Origin of the sequence: Enterococcus sp. 10F3_DIV0382, assembly GCF_002140245.1 — a bacterium.
Lineage (GTDB): Bacteria > Bacillota > Bacilli > Lactobacillales > Enterococcaceae > Enterococcus_B > Enterococcus_B lactis.
The window spans coordinates 91573-109661 of sequence record NZ_NGMF01000001.1; the positions used below are offsets into that span (position 1 = coordinate 91573).

Below are 18089 nucleotides of genomic sequence, written 5' to 3' on the forward strand. Positions count from 1 at the left end.
CTGCTTTTTCCGAATAAAAACGGCGTTCTTCTACCAACTTCGCGGTAATAAGTCCAGCCAAACGAAACATATGAAGAACTATTTTTTATTTGACTCTTCTTATTGCTTGATGCAGAACAGCTTTTTTACAACCTCTTTTATCATCCATTATTCCTGATCCAATATTTCTTTCAATGCTGCTTCAAGAGAGACTAATGGTTTTTCCAAAACTTTTTCTAAATCATCAGAAGAAACAGCTAACTGACCCTTTTTGATATCATGTTGGATCGCTAAAAACATGTCAGCTGCTTCTTGAGGGAATCCGGCTTCTTTTAGATTTTCGACAAACGCTGCATCACTTGCTTCAATAATTTCTAACTCTTTACCTGTCGCACGCGCTAATGCCTTGGCTAATTCTTCATAGTCAGTTAGATGGCCGGATAATTCTAAGATTTCTGGGGAGTCATTCTCTACTAGTACTTTTGCTGCGGCTTCTGCATATTCACGTTTCAATGCCCAACCTGTTTTTCCATTTCCTGCAGCATAAACGAATTGACCAGTTTTTAAAGCTTGCCCAATGATAGGTAATTCATTCTCTACATACCAATTGTTCCGTAAAAATGTATGGGGAATACCTGAATCCTTAATCGTTTTTTCAGTGAATTGGTGATCTGGCGCTAATACACTGATTGAGTGATCGGCATCTGCAAAACTTGTATAAGCGATATAAGATACCCCAGCTGCTTGTGCTGCTTTCACTACATTCTCATGTTCGGCTTGGCGATTTCCTGGAACGCCAGAAACAAAAAGCAATCGATCTATTCCTTCCAATGCTTCTTTCAGTGAATCTAAATCACCATAATCACCAATACGTATATTAAATCCAGCTTCTTTTAGTGCTTCTCCTTTTTCTTCACTACGTACTAGTGCATAAATTTCATTTTGTGGAACCATCTTTTTTAAGAATTCCAGCGCATAACCACCAAAACCTCCAGTTGCTCCTGTTACTAAATAATGCATATTTCCCACTCCTTATTCTTTTTATTTGTTAAGATTTATAGCTGTACATTTATAAATTACACCTTTATCATAAAGAGTGTGGTAAGATAAGTCAAGCAAAAAAAATGAAAGGATGACAATTGATGAAGTATTCTCTGCAATTTAGTGATGCAATCCATGTACTTGCCTATATTGAAATGTTTCAAGATACCCGATTGCTTTCTAGTGAGATGATTGCCAGTAGTATCGAAACAAATGCAGCAAATGTACGTAAAATCATGAGTCAGCTCAAAAAATCCGGCTTGATCCTTACAAAAACCGGAAAACCGCAACCTTCCCTTGCCAAAAGACCAGATCAGATTTCTTTATTAGATGTCTATCGTAGCATTGAAGGTAATACACAGCTTATCCAAGTCGATCCAAAAACAAACCCAAATTGCGTCGTTGGTGCAAATATCCAAGAAGCTTTAGAAGAAAGCTACGCTCGGCTGCAGAAAAAAGCAGAAGAAGAAATGGCTAAGATCACACTTGATAGTCTGATACATAAAATAGCCGTTTTGGAAAAAGAAAAAAGACCAGAAAACACAGGCCTCGTAGAGAGATTTTTATAATTCTCTCTATTGGGCCTGCATTTTTCTGATCAGAATCGTCTACATAAATTCTTTTATTCTCTTGGGGACAAAAGCCTTGTCATGCCTCTTTTCCTCTCTAATGCTCAGGTCAAAGCGCTGAAGTCATGACGTCTTGATAAACGGTGTTCAAGTAGCTGACCCTCGGCATTAGTTCTGAAAAATACAAAATATGGAAAGCTATTTTCCATTTTTCCTCTCTAATGCTCAGGTCAAAACGCTACTTTCACGACCTCTATATTATCATGGTTTGTTGACTACCGGTATCCAGATTTCTCCAATGTATTTCCCATCGGCAACACCCATTTCGACGACAGCATTCGGTCCCCCAACATAGGCGTAATCTTCTACTTCTCTTAAAACATGTCCAAAGGCCGTATTCGTCAAATCATTCCTTAGTTCTTCAGGCGACTCAGATGAATCGCTTACAACGAGATAGGTTCCTTTTGGAAATGGGATGATTCTCGTAGTGTTAGGAACATCTTGGCTCGTTTGAACACCGACATAGTACATCATTTTCCCGTCATAGGGTTCGTTGACTGTAAAGAAATAATGATTTTCATCAGCTTTTTTCAAGGTGTCTATTGTTCCGTCACTGATGACTTTTTGCTCAAAGGCTTGCTTCTCTGCTGCCAAACCGACAAAATCTGTATTGCTACTTTTCAATTCCACACCAATACCTGTCACTGCAAACTCTGGTTTTTCTTCAATCTTATACTTTGCCATTTCTCCCACCCTTTCTATTATGTTAAGTTCATCTTACATAAAATTAAAGAGAAATGACACGATTACGCTCTTCTTGTAGGGATACTTTCATTTTTTAACTATTTTTTTGCTTTCACTGCAATCCAAATCTCGCTGTAAACATGACTGAAGTCCTCTCCCCATTTTGTAAAAGAGATCTCGGGAGCTTCAACTAACTCATAATCTGAAGAAGGAAGCCATTCTGCATAGATTTTCCCCCAAGTGTCTTGTAAAGTTTGAGGAAATGGTCCTTTATTAGGAAAAATGGCCCAAGTATGTTCTTCTATAGCAAGCATTTCTAAATCGGCGTACGGATTTTCTTTTGTTGTAGCAAAGCCGATCATGTGCATTAAACTACCCTTTTCTTCCAAGCGGTCTCCATCAAATCCATAAGAAACGTTGATTACTTGATGTATAAATCTCCTAACTTGTGCATCTCTTCCCTTTGAGTCTCCGTAATCGTCTGCACTAACTTTTGTATTTCTTGATTGACTCCTTTAAATTGGACAGGGACTTTTTTCGCCACACCTACCACATAAAACTGTTCTTTCTTTTCGATACGAAATTCCATCGATTTTCCTCCTCTGACATCAATAAAAAATGTCAAGCGTGGAAAAGATTTTTGTATGCCATATCTGCTGATTTCTGAAGGCAGATAACCTGACCAATCACGAAAAGCTCTTGAAAAACCCTCGACTGTTTCATATCCATATCTAAACGCCGTTTCTGTTACTTTTTCCCCACCTAGAAGATCGCGATTAGCCAAAGCCAATCTACGGTTTTTGATATAGTCCATCAGAGACATCCCTGCAATAAACGTAAAGATGCGCTTTAACTGATATTCAGAGATTCCTGTATTTTCGGCTATTTTTTTATAGGTAAGACTTTCTGTCAAATGTTCTTCGATGTAATCAATCAATTGGTTCAGATCTTTAAGCATGTTTATCTTCCTCCTTGCTTGCATTTTTATCATATTATCAAAGAAAGTCAATTACTTGATGAATCAGGAACCAATTTAGTCGGGTATAGAAAAATTTGTATGGATTTAAAGAAAAATCTCAAGCAGCGTTTTGTAACGGATAATTGGTAGTATCTGCCTACTTATGTTTTACCTTTAGAAAAAATGAATTTTGGGGAAGACACATTCTAAGTTAACAAAGCAGGAAAAATATCTTTTATCCCCTTCGTTAAACCGCTTACTATCTACTGTACAAAGCAAGTGGCGATTCGGACTGTTGATACGAACGCTGCTTGAATCTTTCTTTGCGTTACATCATACCTCTTTTATCAATTGGAACAATTATTTATTTCCAACAAAATTCCTTCATTTTTGCCAGATAAATAAAAAAACAAAAAGTTCCATTTTTAAAATACGCTATTTTTTTACTTTTTCTCCCATTATCTAAGAAAAGGAACGCAGAATTAATTTTTGACAATTCGAGAAAAAGTTGCTTCACAGATATAGTAAAATCAGCTACTTTTTTCTTTGACGATTCTTTATACTAAATATAAACAAGTGTTTCATGAAAGGAGAACTATATGAATAATTGGCTTGAGCTTTTTCCTGAAAACATTTTGGAACGCGGGTATAGCTATCATCTGCACGGGTTTGTCAGTCATTTGAACTATACGAGCAAACACTTGACTGCAACAGTTTCTGGCACGGAAGATTATAAGGTAGTGATCACATGGGATGAAAAGATGAATATGACTTGCGATTGTTTATATGCCATAGAAGGAAAAAACTGCAAGCACATGGCCGCTGTCTTATTCGCTTACGAAGAACAACCCATAAAAAAATCCAACTACTCGCTTTCCGAACTCTCTTCCCTTGTTTCTTCCGCTAGTTCCTCTCTTGTACGGGAACTTTTAACAGAGATTCTTATAGAACATCCGCAATTTATCGAACGCTTCAAAGAGAAAATCCCGCTCCATGCAATAAACTACACAGATAAATTAGCAACGATCGCCCACAAATACGATCATCCTATCGGAAAAAATAAAAACAGGAAAACAGCGAAGTTCATCATGGAGATGCGAAAGTTCATCCAAGAAGCTGTTGAGTCGCTTATACAGCAAAATGCCTATCTTCCCGCATTCGAATTGATCAATGAAGTGATTGCTACTCTTGAAACATGCTATTTGGAGCCTGCGGACGAACGATCACTTCTTCTGATAGAGGACTGTTATTATTTATGGAAAGAATTATTAGCAGAAGTACCCCGTGCAGAAAAAAGGCAAATGTTCTCTTGGTTCATCTGCCAAGTCGATCATACTGACGCCTCTTATTCAAAAAACTACTCCATAAAAATCCTGAAAGAAGAATTTCAGGAAAAAGAGTTTTCTAGCCAAAAGAAAAAAATAGCCAAAAAACGAAAAGAATCTGTAAAAAAAGGCGAGCCCCACAAAAAAGAACAAACACACGCGGACAAGCAGTCTAAATCCATCAGAAAAACAACTGGCTCTACTTTAAAAAATACGGATGATACAAGTAAAATAGAAAATTTGAAAAAACGTTTATTAGCATCTGACAGTGTCCACTTCCCTACATTGGAAAAACTAAAAAACGCATGTCCACCTGAAACATGGCCGATCATACGTAATGAACTGTTTTCAGCTCTTAAATATCATAAAAATGTGGATCGTTTTTATGCAGCAGAAGATTGTTATGATTTATTGTGGGATTATGTAAAAAGTACAGACAGATTGATCATGGTCGATCGGTACTTTGATATCTTGAAAAACTATTGTCCTAAACAGTTATTACAAAAATATGAATTTGAATTACGTCAAAACGTAGCTAATTTTGCGACAAAATTGGAATACCAAAAACTTGGCAACCAAATAGAAAAAATGGCTAGCTTGCCAAACGGACTTGTGACAGCTAAATTGTTGACCAAAGAACTTCGAGAAAAATATCCGCGCAGAAAAGCATTGATTGCTGAGATGAAAAGAATCGAACCAAGGTTGAAATAAAGAAGATGGAAGAGGTTGTGACAGAAGTGGTCAGATTCAAGAAAGAAGAAGAGACTGTGACAAAACTTTTGTCACAGCCCTTCTGTTTTATAAATTATAAGTTATGACAGATTTCCTTCGTTGCTGGATAGATTTTTCGGTATTGTTGATAGATTTTACGATACTTTTCTACATTTTGTGAGAGAGGTTCCACTGCATCTGTATATTGGATAAAAGTCTGACAACAGCTTTCAGGTGTATCGAACCACCCTAATCCTAGTGCAGCAATCATTGTTGCGCCTAATGCAGGTCCTTCCTCCACACTTAAACAATAGACCGTTGCATCAAAAATATCTGCTTGGATTTGTAGCCATGCAAGATTTTTTGCGCCTCCTCCCACCGAAACAATACGTGTAAATCTGCGACTCGCTAGTTCTTCCATCAACTGTTGCGAATCTTTCAATGAAAAGGTGATTCCTTCCAACACCGCTCGGGTAAAATGGCTAAGTGTATGTCGAGTATCCATACCAATGAAACTCCCCCGTATCTGACTATCGGCGTACGGTGTTCGTTCTCCTGAGAGATAGGGTGTGAACAATAATCCAATTGAACCTGGCTCGATCTTTTCGATTCCTTGCAGCAGTTCGTCAAAAGAAAGTCCTTTGGCAAAAGTCTTTTTGAACCAATTGAGACTGTGTCCCGCAGCTAATGTCACTCCCATAGAATAATAAGCATCATTTATTGCATGATGGAATAAATGGAGTTTGCCTTCATAAGACTTTTGGTTATTTTTCTCATAAGACAAAAATACTCCTGAGGTTCCAATACTGACCATAGCTGCGCCATCTTGGATGATCCCAGCACCTAAAGCAGCACATGCATTGTCTGCTCCGCCAGCAAATACCTTTACTTCTTTGTGAAAACCAAATTGTTCTGCTAGTTCTTTGCGTACCGATCCAATGCAAGTAGTAGAAGATACAAGCGGAGGCAGTATTTTAGGAGAGATATGGAAAGTCTGTAAGAGCTCCTCAGACCATGTTTTTCTTTCCATATCAAGTAATAACGTACCTGCAGCATCTGAATAATCCATCTGCTGGTTTCCTGTCAGCCAAAATCCAAGGTAATCTTTCGGCAATAAAACATGACGAATATTTGACCATAATTCCGGCTCATTTTCTTGAAGCCATAGCATTTTAGGCAACGTAAAACCTTCTAATGCGCGATTATTGGTAATCTCAAGTAATCGATCACCAAAGTTTTCCATTATTTCTTCACACTCTTTGGTTGTACGCACATCATTCCATAAAATCGCATTTCTTAACGGTTGGTTTGCTTCATCTAGTACGACTAAACTGTGCATTTGACCAGAAAAACTGATTCCTTCTAATTTTTGAGTAAAATCTGGCACTTTTTCAGCTAATTCTTCGATCACTTGACCACAAGCTTGGATCCAGTCTTTAGGATCTTGTTCACTAAATCCAGCTTCTGGTTGTAGCAACGGATAGTCTTCGCTCGCCGCACCCTGGATCGTCCCATTCCTATCCATTACTAATCCCTTCAATGAACTAGTTCCTAGATCAATACCTAAAATATACATTTAACCACCTGCCTTGTTTTTATTATAAATATCAAAAGCGACTGCTGACAATGTCTGTTTTTCCTATTCTTTGATCCCACCTGCAGTCACGCCACCTATAATGTACTTCGATAAAAACAGATAAATCAGCAGAAGCGGTGCGATACTGAGAGAAATCCCTAGATACATACTGCCGAATTCTGTACGATAGACATCGGTTTTTAACAGCTGGATCAACATCGGCAAGGTAAATTTGTCAGTATCGTTGATCAAGATCAGTGGCATCAAAAAATTGTTCCAAGTAGTCACGAATGAAAATATAGCCATCGTCGCTAATCCCGGTTTCATCAAAGGAAGCATCACTTTATGGAAAATCTTCAGCTCTCCTGCACCATCTAAACGCGCTGAATCTGCCAAATCGGAATGATAGACAGTCTCCAGATATTGTTTCAAAAAGAAGACAGTCGTAGGCGATGCAATCGCTGGAAAGATCAATGGAATATAGCTATTCAGCAAATCCAACCGATTCATAAATTGATAAAAACCAATCATACTGATCTGCTGAGGAATCATGATCAATCCAAGAATAACGGCAAAAGCAAGCCTTTTTCCTTTGAAGCGATAAGCAATCAATCCGTACGCAGTCAAGGCAGAGAAATAAACATTCAATAACGTAGCACCAGCTGAGATCACCAAACTATTTTGGAATCCGTTGAACACATCGAATCCTTTATTCCTCAAAACATGCCAATTCGCTGCTAACTGTGTTCCCGGAAGTAAGGATAGCCCTTGTTGTATTTGCTCTGCTGAACGTGTGGAATTCATCAGAACGACCCAAAAGGGAAAAATACTCAAAAACGTCAGTAACAACATGAATCCATAAATCAGCAGACGTTGCAACCGATAGTGTTTATCCATTTCTTCCCCTCACTTTGCTCTTTTCTTGGAAAAACCGGAAAAGCAATGTACTCAAAAGAATCGACATCCCTAACAAAATGACAGAGGCTGTCGCAGCAATCTGAAAATTCCGACTACCAGTAAACGCTTGTTTGTAGATGAACATTGTAATCGTATTGACACTATTGTCAGGATTTCCGTTAGTCAATAAAAACGGGATATCGAACATCTGCAGACCCCCAATCAATGACGTCACTAAAGTATACAGCATGATAGGTTTCAATAACGGCAACGTAATCTTTCGAAAAATCTGAGCATCACTTGCACCATCAACCATAGCAGATTCGAAAAGCGACTGATCGATACTTAATATCCCTGAAACAAGCACGATCGTTGTCTGTCCATACCACATCCAAAACTGAATAAAAGAGACAATCAAGCGTGTACTTGCCACACTTCGGAAAAAATCAAACGGTCGCTCCAACACGCCTAAATGAGTCAGGACCAAATTCATCGGCCCCATCGGAAAGCTGAACAACGCAAAAAATAGAACGGCTACAGACGCTGCTGTAATAATGTTTGGCAAATAGAAAATGATTTTAAAGAAACCAGTCCCTTTCAACTTCAATTTGAGATTTGTAAACCAAGCAGCCAAAAGGAGCGCCAACGTAATCTGAGGGACAAAATTCACACCCCAAAGAATCAACGTGTTTCTGATTGATTGAAGGAACAATGCATTGTTCAAAAGATTGACATAGTTTTCGAAACCGACGATCGAGGCTTCTGTATTCCATCCTTTCAAATCTGTGAAGCTTAAAAAAATAGTATAGAAGATTGGATAAAGCTGAAATACTAGAAATGCTAAGAAAAATGGGGCAATGAATAATAAACCATAACGATTGTAGCGCTCAAATCTAGCTTTTTTCACTCGAATCTCCTTTCTTGTACCTTTTAGACAACTGTCCCAACTAATCGATTTCTAAATCAGGATAAGCATTTGCTACGGCATCTTTGAAATTTTGGATAGCCGATTCTTTGTCCGTCTCTCCTTTAGAATAAGGTGTCAAGCAATGGTCGATAAACAACGTTTCGATTGTTTGATCATATTCAGTCAGAATTTTTGCATTGATTGATTGGACCATTTCAGAAAACTCATCATAATGGTTTTGCCCGCCCAGAAAGTCTTCTTGGTAAGACGATTTGATTGCTTCTACTACCCGTTCATTCGATACGAAGTCTCCCGTATCTTTTGCCCATTGTTCCAAAAATTCTGGATCAGTAGTTAGATATTGGATCAGCGCTGCCGCTTCTTCTTTCATTTCTGAGGTGTCCGTGGCACCGATCCATGTACCACCCCAAAACCAAGAAGAAGGTCCTTGGATCATCCGCCAATCCCCTTCTGTTGTTCTAGAGCCGTCTGCAGAAGTAGCATTTTGTTTCAACCAATAATGTAATCCCCATGTAGGCAGACTATATCCAAAGTCTGTCTCGCCATTCATTCCAGCAAACCATGCTTCTGATTGACCTTCTGTATCTTTCGTCAAATCTTCTTCAACAAATCGCCGTGAAATATCCATTAATTCATGAAGTTTATCATCGATGATTAGCTTTTCATCTTCCACCCATCCTGATTCCCGCATACCAAAAAATGGTTTTGCTAAGTCTTGGACACTGGAGATCATCTGGACAGTCCCACCACTGTTTTCTTTGACTTCTTTTGCCACTTCATAAAATTTCTCGTAATCAGCTATTTGCTCTTGCATCTGGTCTGCATCTGTAATCCCTAAAAGTGATTCTGCTAGAGAAGCACGATAATAAAATCCGCCAGGCGCTGCTTGCCAAGCTAAAGCATGTAAAGTCCCTTCTCTGCTAGTTCCGACATCCTTGACATATAAGTAGGTATCACTTGCTGCTTCTTCCAGACCGTATTCTCCTAGATCAGCCATCAATCCTGATTCGACATATTTTTTTACGAACGCAGATTCTAAGGCAATGACATCAGGTGCATTTCTTGTTCCTAACACTGGATCTAATTTTGTCTCAAACTGATCAGAAGGAATCTCTACGATCTTTATCTCGTAATCCAAAGATTCATGAGCTGGCAAATAATACTCATTGATCATCGTCGAAAGTTCGTCTGTGAACGTCCACACAGTCAATTCTAAATTGTCTTCTGAAGAACGTTCAGATCCCGTTCCACAAGCAGTTAGTACGCCTATCAGACTGACTCCTAATAGAGCGACACTCAGCTTCTTCCATTGTTTCATGGCTTCCCTCCTTTTTCTTCATACGAAAAGAAATCAAAATCTGCAGCCAGTCTTGTGCCGGAAGTATCGATGGCAAACATACCGACAAATGCTCCCGTGAAAAATCCTTCTTGGGTTTCAGCAGTATAATCATCGGAAAGTTTTAAGCTATCAAAAGTATGACCAACGTCTATCCATACTTTCCCGTCGAATGAATAAGAATAATGATATGTCTCATAAGAAACAATAGTTTTTAAATATACAGCGCTTACATTATCGGGTGTGGGGATAATTCCGACTGGTTCACATAATTGTCCGTTGTCACAATCTAAAAGAGCGATGACCCGTCCCTTCTCTTCATCATGTGTAAGATGGATGCTTGACCAGTTCTTAGTATTGTAATAATTCGTCATTCCTGCTAGTTGCATAAAATTCTCAGGTGAACATTCTACTTTCGTCACGGCTTCAAATGAAAAATGCTGCCATCGTCTAGCAACTAAAGATTTGGTGAACAGCGAATGGAATGATTCTCGACCAAACAGTCTCAAATAACCTTTTCGCTCAGTCAAACTACCGATTTCTTCAGTAAAGGGAATCCTTAATGTTTGAAAATGCAGAGGGAGCTGTTCTTGATCGAATGATTCTTTGATAGGAGTTTTTTCCCACATCTGTTCTGGTATGGACGGGCTTTCCACTGTATTTTTTGGAAAATTCCCTCCAGTTATATACGGCCATCCCCCTTTCCACTCTATTTTTTGGATCGCAGTTTCCCTTCCTAAGGGGCAATACCCTCTGTTTTCTAAAAGCGGTGTTTCTTTGTATTTTAGTGGTCTAGCTGTCAAATGGACAAAATACCATTCATCTGTATGTGTCTGAACGAACGACCCATGACCTGCTTTTTGCAAAGGCAGTTCGGGAGATGACCAAGAAGTAATCAACGGATTCTCTGGATGGATCTCGTACGGACCCTCGATTTTCTTTGATCGGGCAATGGTTGCCGCATGTTCATACTTCGTGCCACCTTCTGCAGTCAGCAAATAGTAATAGCCGTTGATTTTATAAAGATGAGGTGCTTCTGTCAATTTTCGATTCGTCCCTTTAAAGATGATCTTTGATGGACCAATCAATTTTCTTTCTTCGGGTGAATATTCTTGAAGGGCGATTCCATAAAAAGAATGACGAGTAGGACGATAATCCCAAACCATATTGACCAAGTACTTTTTCCCATCTTCCTCATGGAACAAGGAAGGATCGAATCCTGAGCTATTCAAATAGATTGGATCTGTCCATTTTCCGTCGATGGTATCACATGTAATCAAATAATTGTTCACGTCTTTCCAACTACCACTCAATTCCTTGACATCGGAATAGATCAGCCAGAATTTCCCATCGTGATAACTCAAAGCAGGAGCCCAGACACCTCCAGAATCCGGGTTCCCTAACATATTCAGCTGACTTGTTCGGTTGACAGGCGTACTTACCAAGTGCCAATGTTTTAAATCCTTTGAATGATAGATCATGACACCTGGGAACCATTCAAAAGTAGAAACAGCGATATAATAATCTTTCCCAACACGACAAACACTAGGATCTGGATGGAATCCAGTTAAAATCGGGTTATTTATCATAAAGAATTCCTTTCTATACTAGGTAATCGTTCAAACGCGACTTGATCCATTCTAAGTGACTTGATTCATTCTTTATTTGGTCATGTGCTAAAGCATACTCCGTCAGTGTTTCAAGATCTTCCTGATCCATGACGATCCGTTCTCCCACACCTGATTTATAGCTTGCATAACGTTTTTCTTTGATTGTTTCGAAAAACTCCTCTTCTATCAATCGGGCGGCAGCTTTCAACCCTCGTGCAAAGGTATCCATTCCAGCAATATGCGCAAGTAATAGATCTTCCATCTCAAAGGAAGAACGTCGTACTTTCGAATCGAAGTTGATTCCTCCTGGTGCGATCCCGCCATTTTTCAAAATTTCGTACATGGCTAGCGTCGTGTCATAAATATTGGTTGGAAATTCATCTGTATCCCACCCTAGAAGAAGATCTCCTTGATTGGCATCGACTGATCCCAAAGCATCATAGCATCGGGCAACAGTCAATTCATGTTCAAAGGTGTGGCCTGCCAAAGTCGCATGATTTGCTTCAAGATTGAGTTTGAAGTCTCCTGATAAATCATATTTCTGGATAAATGCCATTGTCGTAGCAGCGTCAAAGTCATATTGATGTTTCGAAGGTTCTTTGGGCTTAGGTTCGATCAAAAATTGCGGTTTATGTTCGATTTTTTCACCATATGCCACCGCCATTTTGAATAACCGCGCAATATTGTCCTGTTCGAATCTCATATCCGTGTTCAGCAAAGACTCATAACCTTCTCGTCCGCCCCAGAAGACGTAGTTCTTTCCATTTAGCTTTTTACTGACATCTAATCCTTTCTTTACTTGAGCTGCAGCGTAGGCAAAAACTTCTGCGTTGCTTGACGAAGCTGCTCCATGGACAAAACGCGGATGAGAAAATAAATTGGCGGTATTCCAAAGCAACTTGATCCCAGTCTGTTCCATTTTTTCTTTGATCAAATCTGTGATGGTATCTATGTTTTGGAAAAATTCTTCTAAAGAATCCCCAGCTGGAGCAATGTCTACATCATGGAAACAGAAATATTCGATATGCAATTTTTCAAGAAGTTCAAAAAATGCTTCTACTCGGTTCTTCGCTGTTTCTAATGGATTTTCGCCTTCCCAAGAGCGAATATTCACAGGGTTGCCGAATGGATCAGATCCGTCTTGCGTCATCGTGTGCCAGTAAGCAGCTGCAAATCGTAAATGTTCTTTCATTGGTTTCCCCAAGATTTCTTGTTCAGGCTCATAATGTCGATAAGCAAATGGATTTTCTGTTCTTGGCCCTTCATACTTTACTTCTTTGATCATCGGAAAATAACTCATCTTGTTCCTCCTTGTTTTTAGTTGATTAGTACACTAAACTAATTTACAATTGCATCATAAGCGACTTTCTTTATCTTTGTCAAGCGCTTTCAAAAAATTCATTTGTCATTTAATTGATTCTAATTTTATAACAAATGTTTCATTGTCGAATGGAATAAGACACGCTATACTTTAACATATAACGTTGGTTTTACTAGCAGAGGACCAAGAAAGGAACTTCTATGATCTCAAGTAAATACACGATTCGCGAATTGAACCAAGCAACACTTTTAAAAACGATTATTGAAAAAAAAGAAGTATTTCGCGCAGAATTAGCCGCTGCAACAGGGTTGAACAAAGCATCTGTGTCAGACATCACTAAAAAACTTCTAGATGATCAGCTGATTGTTGAAACCCGTGTCGGAGATGCCTCCACTGCAGGAGGAAGAAAGCCGATCATGTTGACTTTCAATCCCCAATCTGCCACAGCTCTTTCTTTTGATATTGGCTATAATTATTTAGAAGGAATGCTTTCTTATATTGACGGCACTGTCCTATCTTCGATCTCTAAGCGTCGGATCTCGATTGATGCCACAAACGTGTTTGATCACATTCAAGAGTCAATCCATCAATTGATAAGAGACTTGCCAGAAACGCCACATGGAATTGTCGGGATGACGATTGGTATACACGGCGTAGTTTTCGAAGACCACCCAATTTTTACGCCCTATTATGATCTGCACAAAATCGATTTACAAAAAGAATTAGCTGATCATTATGACTTTCCTATTTACCTACATAACGAAGCAAACTTGGCGGCTTTGGGAGAATATACCTTCTCTTCCCATTATCAAAACCTTGTAAGTATTAGTATACACAGTGGTATTGGTTGCGGGATTGTAGCATCTGGGAAATTGCAAGTCGGCAAACATGGAAAGGCTGGGGAACTTGGTCACTCGATTTTATACCCTGATGGTCGACCTTGTCCTTGTGGGAATTCAGGATGCTTGGAACAATATGCTTCCAGCAAAGCTGTTTATGAAGAATTTGCCCGGTTAAAAGGGTTAGACTATGTCAACTCAGATATCTTGACTGATTATGTCAAAAAGGGAGACACAGATGCCACAGCTCTACTCAAAAAAAATGCTGCCCTGTTAAGCATTGGGATCAATAATATCATCATGATGTATGACCCAGATGTGATCGTCATCAATAGTAAGCTTTACGAAAAAAATCCGCAAATGATCGAACAAATCCATGCGAACTTGACAAGCCAGTTTACGAAAGACATTTTGGTACGCAACACCCGTTTGAAAGGCAATGCGATTTTATACGGTGCCTTGGCAGTCACTGCTCAGCACTTCTTGAATATACGGAAGTTGAAGTTGGGAAAAGAAAAATAACTTTTCTATAATCAAAAAAAGGGCAGTCTTGCTTTAATAAGTACTGACCTTTTTTTGATTGAATATTATTTTTCTATTAACCAATTAGCTATCTCCTAATTCCTCATCGAATGGCATTATTTTACGTACCAAATGATCATAATGGATGTTCTCGCGGTATAATTGTTTTTCATTTGAACAGCTAGTAATTTGTTCTAATGTTTGAAGTCCTACTATGTACTTCTAAAAAGAGGAAACCTTCCTCTTTTTAGAAAGAATTGCAGTACTGTTTTCTTTAAAACATTTTGCAAAACAATTAGAAACCAAATGTTTCAGTCGCTTGGCTTTCTTTTTTTGCAGAAGAATCAAGGTCGTTTTTCCATTCTTGGTATATCTCTAAAAATCGTTCCTCTTCTTCATCCGAATATCCTTTGAATATTACTTTATCGATGTTTTCATGATTAAAGAAAATAGTCGTTTCTGGATTCAAGCCCGTTGGATATAAGGCAGCCATATAATCTGCAAAGGTATCTTTTCCAGTCACTTGATCTGTGTATACCACACCTCGCCCTACTACTACTAATTTCTGTAATCCTTCTTCCAATAACACGATACTTCCTAATGGTAATAATTCTTGTTTTTCAGTCATTTATTTTCTCCTCTTTTTCTGTACCTTTTATATGCTTATTAAAATACTTCTCTCCGTACCATTCCAATTGTGTTTTGCCTTCCCATTCACGATATTCTTCAGGATATTTATATTTGTAATAACCGTGTAAAAGATAGGGAAAGAATAAATAAGCTTCTACGATAATCACTGCAATATCCATCGCTAGCCACATTCCTAAAATACCTATAAATCCTACAAGATCTGTTCGAACTTCATTACTGCTTGGGAAAATCAGCTTCCATAGCGCAACTATAATTACAACTAGCCAGCCATATTTCATCACTAGTTTTAATACTTTTTCTACCAATTTATCTATTTTATCTTTCTCTTTTTCTGTTTCGTATAGCACATTTTCTAATGATCTTTTTTTAGTCCTAAATACTATATAACCTACTAATACTAATATACTTATTAACAAGCTCATGCCTATTAACGTCAATGGTTTTAAGAAGAATGTTATGAATAACAAGTTCACTTCTAACAGTAGCCAAACTATATATAAGTTTATATTAAACTGTCCTTTTATTCTTGAAAGATAATATTCTCCTTTATCTCTAAAAATTATTACTAAAATAATCCATAGAAGAAATAATACATAGAATAGTTCTATTGGTAAAAAATTAATATCTGGCTTTGGGACTGTACTCTCCCCTAATTCTCCTTCGCTACCTTTTGTAGATATAAATGCGATTAAAAAATTAATTCCTACTAAAAATAAAATGAGTAGAGTACCTATCCCTCTAGCAAATATCTTTCTTCCGCCTTGAGGATCAGGTAATCTATTGACATCTTTATTCATAAAAGTAACAAAAGGATCATCTAATAAATTCAAACTTTGTTCAAATGATACAGCAAATAATTTTTTCATATTTTTACCATTCAAAATTAATCTTTAGTATTTCTACCAAAGATAGCGCCTTTCCAATTGCTTTACCTGTCTGTTGCACATTTTCATATACATTTTTTACCGTATCAGTGTTTTGTCCAACAGCTTTTCCTATTTTTTTTGATATATTCCCTATAGTTTCCGTTGTTTCATCATATAACTTATAAGCCCCATCTTTTATATTGCCATATAAATCTGGTTTAAAAAATTGGACAAGTTTATTGGAACCTCCTATAACTCCACCTACTATAGCGCCTCCTACAGCACCTGAAACTGTACCTACTAAAGGAATAGGTATAGCGCTACCAATAACTCCACCTATCTGGGCTCCTATCGTCATCCCTTCCAGCGGTCCGATACTTTTCACTGTGTCAATCGCCCCGCCAATCACTCCTTTGCCGATACTACCTGTTTTTCCATATTCATTGACACCACTCGAGACAAATGTCACCCCTAGTTGTGCATAGGTCGCTATTTGGGCTGCTGAACCTAATCCTTTCGCCACTCCCCAATTTTTGGCTCCTTGTATAAATTGAGAATTTTTCAAACTTTCATTGACATAAGTTTTTATAGGATTCGTCATTTTGTTGAACCATTGATACCCTTTACCAAGGGTGTCTATTTTAGGAATCCATTTTCCTTGGGTTATAGCTTGTCCAAATGATTCATATTTAGCTAATCCATTGATTAACTTGGTTTGTGCTTTCGAAGGCAACTTATCCGCAAGCATCCAAAATTCGTCATTTTTCATTAACTTATCTACCAATGCCTTTGGATATAGTGCTAATAATTGATCTAATCGTTTCATATTTTCTGTTTTTCCACTTTTCAATGGATTCATTAGTTCTTCTACTTGCTGATATAATTCCAGGAAAGTATTACTGCTGTATGCATCGATCTGTTCTTTTGCATTTGGTTTTATTTGCTCAAACCAACTTCTATCAAACCCTTTCGGCAATACATACGAACCATCACGATTGACTGTGGTGTTGTTCAACACCAATACCGCTTGCATCGCAAGTTCAAATTCTTCTAAGCTGCTTGTAAACAAATGCTTCGTTTTTGCATCGAATTCTTTTAACTGGTTCAATTTCTTTTGTATCCGTACGATATCTCGCTGATAGCTTTCGGCTCTTCTCAAGAAATCTTGTTGCTGGTTTCTTAACATTTCCGCAATTGTCGGGAGCGGGATATTGGCCAAGGCTCCTGCTGTGTGAGCTGCGTTTTCCAGTGAAGCTTTCGAACGTTGTAAGATGGTCAATTGTTGTTTCAGATTCTCTTCATCCAAATAGCCTTCACTAGCAATGAAACTGTTGGCTGCTGAAAATTGGTTCAGCTCTTGTTGGATCGTGACGATGGCACTAGACACACGTTTGATGGTTGGCAGAATCAAGTCTGAAAACAGCCCTTTTCCTGCATTGTAGGCAGCTCCGGACAAGGTATGACCATCAATGGCAGCGATCAGTTGTTGGCTTCCTACATTCAGTTGCCTGATAGTCGTTCGAGCGATGGATAGGTTGGCAGACAGCGAACTTTTTAAAGTTGAAGCGTCTTTGCTGGAGTAGATTAATCCCATGGAAGCTTATTCCTTTCCTCTTGAAATTGTATTCGTTCTTCGTTTAACTGTTCTATCATATTAAAGCATTCTTGGTTGAACTCTTGATTCTTTTGTTGTAAATATTGTTTCAATTTCCTTTGCCTATCAGTCAAATCTTCTTGAAACCAGCTAGCTTCTCTATTGCCACCGCTAACTAGTTCTTGATTCAAGTTTTGTAAGTTACGCAAGTCTCGCACTAAGTCACCTTCTAGCAACTCAGATAAATCTTGTAATTGTCTTTTTGTATGGGTCAATACGTCTATTTGTTGTTCTGTTTCTATAATTTTTTGATTATATTCGGTTCTTAACTTAGAATTATTTGTTTGTTCCATATTAATAACCTCTTATTTAAATTTTGTCTGGCTATCTCGTGATGCAATAGCAGCTGCTAATTTCGGAAATTTATTTGCTTGTATATTGATACAGTCGACAAGTTTCGATAAATTCGTTAGCATCTGGTTGCTCACTTGCGCTCCTTTTTTCATTCCAGAAAGATTACTTTTTTCTAATGTGCATTGGTACCCACTGCTAACAGATACTTTATTTATCCCCGAAGCTGCTGCTTGAGCTGCTCCTTGGTTTGAAGCGATTTTTACCATAA

At 38.2% G+C, this 18089-nt stretch carries 15 protein-coding genes and 2 pseudogenes; 3 read left to right on the forward strand and 14 right to left on the reverse strand.

Going from position 1 to position 18089, the window contains the following annotated elements; genetic code table 11:
• Nucleotides 1-147 precede the first annotated feature (147 nt).
• Nucleotides 148-999, reverse strand: coding sequence for an SDR family oxidoreductase (locus tag A5849_RS00435; protein WP_002335293.1), 852 nt, complete (start codon nucleotides 997-999; stop codon nucleotides 148-150).
• A 122-nt stretch (nucleotides 1000-1121) separates the two neighbouring features.
• Between A5849_RS00435 and A5849_RS00440 the strand changes: the two genes are divergently transcribed.
• Nucleotides 1122-1589: an Rrf2 family transcriptional regulator gene (locus A5849_RS00440; protein WP_002314309.1), complete on the forward strand. Its 468-nt coding sequence runs from the start codon at nucleotides 1122-1124 to the stop codon at nucleotides 1587-1589.
• Between the two features lie 261 nt (nucleotides 1590-1850).
• Here the strand turns inward: A5849_RS00440 and A5849_RS00445 are convergent, their stop codons facing one another.
• Together A5849_RS00445 and A5849_RS00450 are read right to left on the reverse strand one after the other, a co-directional pair.
• Nucleotides 1851-2333: a GyrI-like domain-containing protein gene (locus tag A5849_RS00445; RefSeq protein WP_086309875.1), complete on the reverse strand. Its 483-nt coding sequence runs from the start codon at nucleotides 2331-2333 to the stop codon at nucleotides 1851-1853.
• Nucleotides 2334-2431: 98 nt separating this feature from the next.
• Nucleotides 2432-3291, reverse strand: a pseudogene (locus A5849_RS00450) (GyrI-like domain-containing protein).
• A gap of 599 nt (nucleotides 3292-3890) precedes the next feature.
• On the opposite strand from A5849_RS00450, the pseudogene A5849_RS15080 reads away from it, so the two are divergent.
• A pseudogene (locus A5849_RS15080) lies at nucleotides 3891-4733 on the forward strand (SWIM zinc finger domain-containing protein); the annotation flags it as partial.
• 688 nt (nucleotides 4734-5421) lie between these two features.
• Here the strand turns inward: A5849_RS15080 and xylB are convergent.
• From xylB to xylA, 6 genes are all read right to left on the reverse strand, one after another.
• Nucleotides 5422-6903: a xylulokinase gene (gene xylB / locus A5849_RS00470; RefSeq protein WP_086309877.1), complete on the reverse strand. Its 1482-nt coding sequence runs from the start codon at nucleotides 6901-6903 to the stop codon at nucleotides 5422-5424.
• 63 nt (nucleotides 6904-6966) lie between these two features.
• Entirely contained in the window at nucleotides 6967-7800 is an 834-nt protein-coding gene (locus tag A5849_RS00475) for a carbohydrate ABC transporter permease (RefSeq protein ID WP_002320451.1), read from the reverse strand.
• On the reverse strand, nucleotides 7793-8707 hold the full coding sequence (locus tag A5849_RS00480; RefSeq protein ID WP_002335286.1) for a carbohydrate ABC transporter permease: 915 nt from the start codon (nucleotides 8705-8707) through the stop codon (nucleotides 7793-7795). Before A5849_RS00480 ends, A5849_RS00475 begins: the two co-directional genes overlap by 8 nt.
• Before the next feature lie 40 nt (nucleotides 8708-8747).
• Nucleotides 8748-10046, reverse strand: coding sequence for an ABC transporter substrate-binding protein (locus A5849_RS00485; protein WP_002320454.1), 1299 nt, complete (start codon nucleotides 10044-10046; stop codon nucleotides 8748-8750).
• Entirely contained in the window at nucleotides 10043-11653 is a 1611-nt protein-coding gene (locus A5849_RS00490; protein WP_086309878.1) for a glycoside hydrolase family 43 protein, read from the reverse strand. The genes A5849_RS00485 and A5849_RS00490 overlap by 4 nt, the downstream gene beginning before the upstream one ends.
• Nucleotides 11654-11666: 13 nt before the next feature.
• Entirely contained in the window at nucleotides 11667-12974 is a 1308-nt protein-coding gene (xylA, locus tag A5849_RS00495) for a xylose isomerase (protein ID WP_002347834.1), read from the reverse strand.
• 221 nt (nucleotides 12975-13195) lie between these two features.
• Here xylA and A5849_RS00500 point away from each other — a divergent pair, with 221 nt between their 5' ends.
• Complete coding sequence (locus A5849_RS00500; RefSeq protein ID WP_002310498.1) at nucleotides 13196-14356, forward strand: ROK family transcriptional regulator; 1161 nt, start codon at nucleotides 13196-13198, stop codon at nucleotides 14354-14356.
• 295 nt (nucleotides 14357-14651) lie between these two features.
• Here A5849_RS00500 and A5849_RS00505 read toward each other — a convergent pair whose 3' ends face one another.
• The 5 genes from A5849_RS00505 to A5849_RS00525 are packed head-to-tail and all read right to left on the reverse strand — an operon-like array spanning nucleotide 14652 to nucleotide 18087.
• Nucleotides 14652-14984, reverse strand: a complete 333-nt coding sequence (locus A5849_RS00505) for a DUF4176 domain-containing protein (protein WP_002345646.1) — start codon at nucleotides 14982-14984, stop codon at nucleotides 14652-14654.
• Nucleotides 14977-15873 carry a hypothetical protein gene (locus tag A5849_RS00510; protein WP_002345645.1) on the reverse strand — a complete coding sequence of 299 codons (897 nt, stop codon included), beginning with the start codon at nucleotides 15871-15873 and terminating at the stop codon, nucleotides 14977-14979. The genes A5849_RS00505 and A5849_RS00510 overlap by 8 nt, the downstream gene beginning before the upstream one ends.
• Before the next feature lie 4 nt (nucleotides 15874-15877).
• Nucleotides 15878-17467, reverse strand: coding sequence for a T7SS effector LXG polymorphic toxin (locus tag A5849_RS00515; RefSeq protein ID WP_065763745.1), 1590 nt, complete (start codon nucleotides 17465-17467; stop codon nucleotides 15878-15880).
• Entirely contained in the window at nucleotides 17458-17820 is a 363-nt protein-coding gene (locus tag A5849_RS00520) for a hypothetical protein (protein ID WP_002310504.1), read from the reverse strand. The genes A5849_RS00515 and A5849_RS00520 overlap by 10 nt, the downstream gene beginning before the upstream one ends.
• A 12-nt stretch (nucleotides 17821-17832) precedes the next feature.
• A complete protein-coding gene (locus A5849_RS00525) occupies nucleotides 17833-18087 on the reverse strand; it encodes a hypothetical protein (RefSeq protein WP_002310505.1) in 255 nt (84 codons plus the stop codon).
• Nucleotides 18088-18089 lie beyond the last annotated feature (2 nt).

Excerpts from the sequence above, each read along its gene's own strand:
- A5849_RS00435 (WP_002335293.1), bottom strand. The coding sequence starts at position 999 with ATGCATTATTTAGTAACAGGAGCAACTGGAGGTTTTGGTGGTTATGCG.
- A5849_RS00440 (WP_002314309.1), top strand. The coding sequence starts at position 1,122 with ATGAAGTATTCTCTGCAATTTAGTGATGCAATCCATGTACTTGCCTAT.
- A5849_RS00445 (WP_086309875.1), bottom strand. The coding sequence starts at position 2,333 with ATGGCAAAGTATAAGATTGAAGAAAAACCAGAGTTTGCAGTGACAGGT.
- xylB (WP_086309877.1), bottom strand. The coding sequence starts at position 6,903 with ATGTATATTTTAGGTATTGATCTAGGAACTAGTTCATTGAAGGGATTA.
- A5849_RS00475 (WP_002320451.1), bottom strand. The coding sequence starts at position 7,800 with ATGGATAAACACTATCGGTTGCAACGTCTGCTGATTTATGGATTCATG.
- A5849_RS00485 (WP_002320454.1), bottom strand. The coding sequence starts at position 10,046 with ATGAAACAATGGAAGAAGCTGAGTGTCGCTCTATTAGGAGTCAGTCTG.
- A5849_RS00490 (WP_086309878.1), bottom strand. The coding sequence starts at position 11,653 with ATGATAAATAACCCGATTTTAACTGGATTCCATCCAGATCCTAGTGTT.
- xylA (WP_002347834.1), bottom strand. The coding sequence starts at position 12,974 with ATGAGTTATTTTCCGATGATCAAAGAAGTAAAGTATGAAGGGCCAAGA.
- A5849_RS00500 (WP_002310498.1), top strand. The coding sequence starts at position 13,196 with ATGATCTCAAGTAAATACACGATTCGCGAATTGAACCAAGCAACACTT.
- A5849_RS00505 (WP_002345646.1), bottom strand. The coding sequence starts at position 14,984 with ATGACTGAAAAACAAGAATTATTACCATTAGGAAGTATCGTGTTATTG.
- A5849_RS00510 (WP_002345645.1), bottom strand. The coding sequence starts at position 15,873 with ATGAAAAAATTATTTGCTGTATCATTTGAACAAAGTTTGAATTTATTA.
- A5849_RS00515 (WP_065763745.1), bottom strand. The coding sequence starts at position 17,467 with ATGGGATTAATCTACTCCAGCAAAGACGCTTCAACTTTAAAAAGTTCG.
- A5849_RS00520 (WP_002310504.1), bottom strand. The coding sequence starts at position 17,820 with ATGGAACAAACAAATAATTCTAAGTTAAGAACCGAATATAATCAAAAA.
- A5849_RS00525 (WP_002310505.1), bottom strand. The coding sequence starts at position 18,087 with ATGGTAAAAATCGCTTCAAACCAAGGAGCAGCTCAAGCAGCAGCTTCG.